This window comes from Ruegeria sp. AL12 (assembly GCF_056540885.1).
This window is the reverse complement of sequence record NZ_JBQFXN010000032.1, coordinates 1-2,006: the sequence shown is the minus strand read 5'-3', so window position 1 is coordinate 2,006 and position 2,006 is coordinate 1. Positions and strand designations below refer to the sequence as shown.

The 2,006-nt window shown below is 53.6% G+C and carries 3 protein-coding genes; all 3 read left to right on the top strand.

Annotated elements, in window-relative coordinates:
• Positions 1-306, top strand: a 306-nt coding sequence (locus ACR0C6_RS21030) for a hypothetical protein (protein ID WP_480621037.1), incomplete at its 5' end; no start/stop codon positions are given.
• A 341-nt stretch (positions 307-647) separates the two neighbouring features.
• Entirely contained in the window at positions 648-1,667 is a 1,020-nt protein-coding gene (locus tag ACR0C6_RS21025) for a putative 2-aminoethylphosphonate ABC transporter substrate-binding protein (protein WP_480484969.1), read from the top strand.
• A 132-nt stretch (positions 1,668-1,799) separates the two neighbouring features.
• The coding region (locus tag ACR0C6_RS21020; protein ID WP_480621035.1) for an ATP-binding cassette domain-containing protein at positions 1,800-2,006 on the top strand (207 nt) is incomplete at its 3' end.

The window sequence follows — 2,006 nt, the reverse complement described above, 5'->3', positions numbered from 1 at the left end:
GGGCCAGATGTTCATCAAGGTGAAGGGCATGTGCGAATAGTCATGAACGTTTCCTGCACTGAAAAGGTTCGCACCAGAATTTTACCACTCTTGGTTGTCCGGCTCCCGCCGCAAGTTTGTGGGCTCCAAAAGAATGTTTGTTTGCTGTTTTTTACCTTGGCCTCACCCTATCCAGGGATCGAAGCTTCCAGAGAACCCGGCGCAATTCAGCGGTTTTTCGATTGGATGAAACTCCTCCAGTGCACTGCCTGTGCCCCAAAGTTAGAACGATTTGCGATCGTGTGGCTTTTTGTTGCTTTTTCTTGACCGGGCAAACGAATTGATACATTTTACCAAAATAAACCCAGAATGGAGCACAAATTATCACGAATATAGACCGTTTTTGTCGCTCCATACCGCCCTTGAGTCAGAGGTTTCGTCTCGGTGTAAGGATGGTTTCGGAGGGGCGGCAGTGCTAATAACGGAATGTCCTGTGCGGACTGGTTATGGTAACCTGAAATAGAAAGGTATCGCCCCGACAGTTTGCAGTTAACTGCACATTATGAGGGTGCAATTCTGTCAAATTGGCGGTCACTGGCTTCACTTCACCCAAAGCGCCTCGCAAAAGAAGGCACCCAACAAGAATGATCAACCAACAGAGGAAAACCATGAAACGGACGACATCATTTTATTCGGCATTGGCGGTCGGTTTACTGACTGCGACGGTTGCGGCATCGGAGACGGAACTGACAGTTTACACCGCTGTCGAGGCGGAGGATCTGGCGAGGTATGCAGAGACGTTCAACCAGAGTAACCCTGATATCAAGATCAACTGGGTCCGGGACTCGACGGGGATCATCACCGCGAAACTGCTGGCTGAACGGGACAACCCACAGGCGGATGTGGTCTGGGGGTTGGCGGCGACCTCTCTGCTGCTGTTGAAATCCGAAGGGATGCTGGAGCCTTATGCCCCGGTTGGCGTAGACAAGCTGGATGCGAAATTCGTCGATGGTGACAACCCGCCTGCCTGGGTTGGCATGGACGCCTGGGTTGCCTCGGTTTGCTACAACACGGTTGAGGCGGAAAAGGCCGGGTTGAAGCCGCCCACTTCGTGGAAGGACCTGACTGATCCGATGTACAAGGATCAGGTGATCATGCCGAACCCGAATTCGTCTGGCACGGGGTTCCTTGATGTGTCCAGCTGGCTTCAAATGTTTGGCGAAGAAGGTGGCTGGGAATACATGGATGCGCTGCACGAGAATATTGCGCGCTACACCCATTCCGGCTCGAAGCCTTGCAAACTGGCGGCGGCGGGTGAGATCCCGATTGGTATCTCTTTTGCGTTCCGTGGGGCGAAGTCCAAAGCTGATGGCGCACCGCTGGAAATCATTGTGCCTTCGGAAGGCGTCGGCTGGGACATGGAAGCAACCGCGATTGTGGCCGGTACCGCAAATCTGGAAGCCGCGCAGAAGCTGGTGGACTTCACCGTCACCAAAGAGGCCAACGAGATGTACAATACCGGCTATGCGGTCGTGGCGTATCCCGGCGTTGCAAAACCGGTTGAACACTTCCCAGAAGGTCTTCTGGATGCGATGATCAACAATGATTTCGAGTATGCCGCCAACAATCGCGCGGCAATCCTGAAGGAATGGCAGTCTCGCTATGACGGAAAGTCTGAAGCGAAATAATTCCATTGGCAGGAGGGGCTTTTGTGCCTCTCCTGCCCGCCACTCTCTTGTTCCCACCAACACAACCAACTCACCCGGCGCGCACCAGCCAGGATCGGTCGTGCCCGAGGTGCAGATGTGAGGACCTCTCCCGTGCTTCAGAAAACACCACCCGGTGAACTGTATCTCAGCATCCAGAATTTGTGGAAAGCGTTCGGCAGCTTTCTGGCACTCAAGGACATCTCTCTTGAAATCAAAGAAGGTGAATTCATTTGTTTCCTTGGCCCGTCCGGCTGCGGCAAGACCACCTTGTTGGGGGCGATTGCCGGGCTGGATCTGCAGACCAAGGGTACGATTATG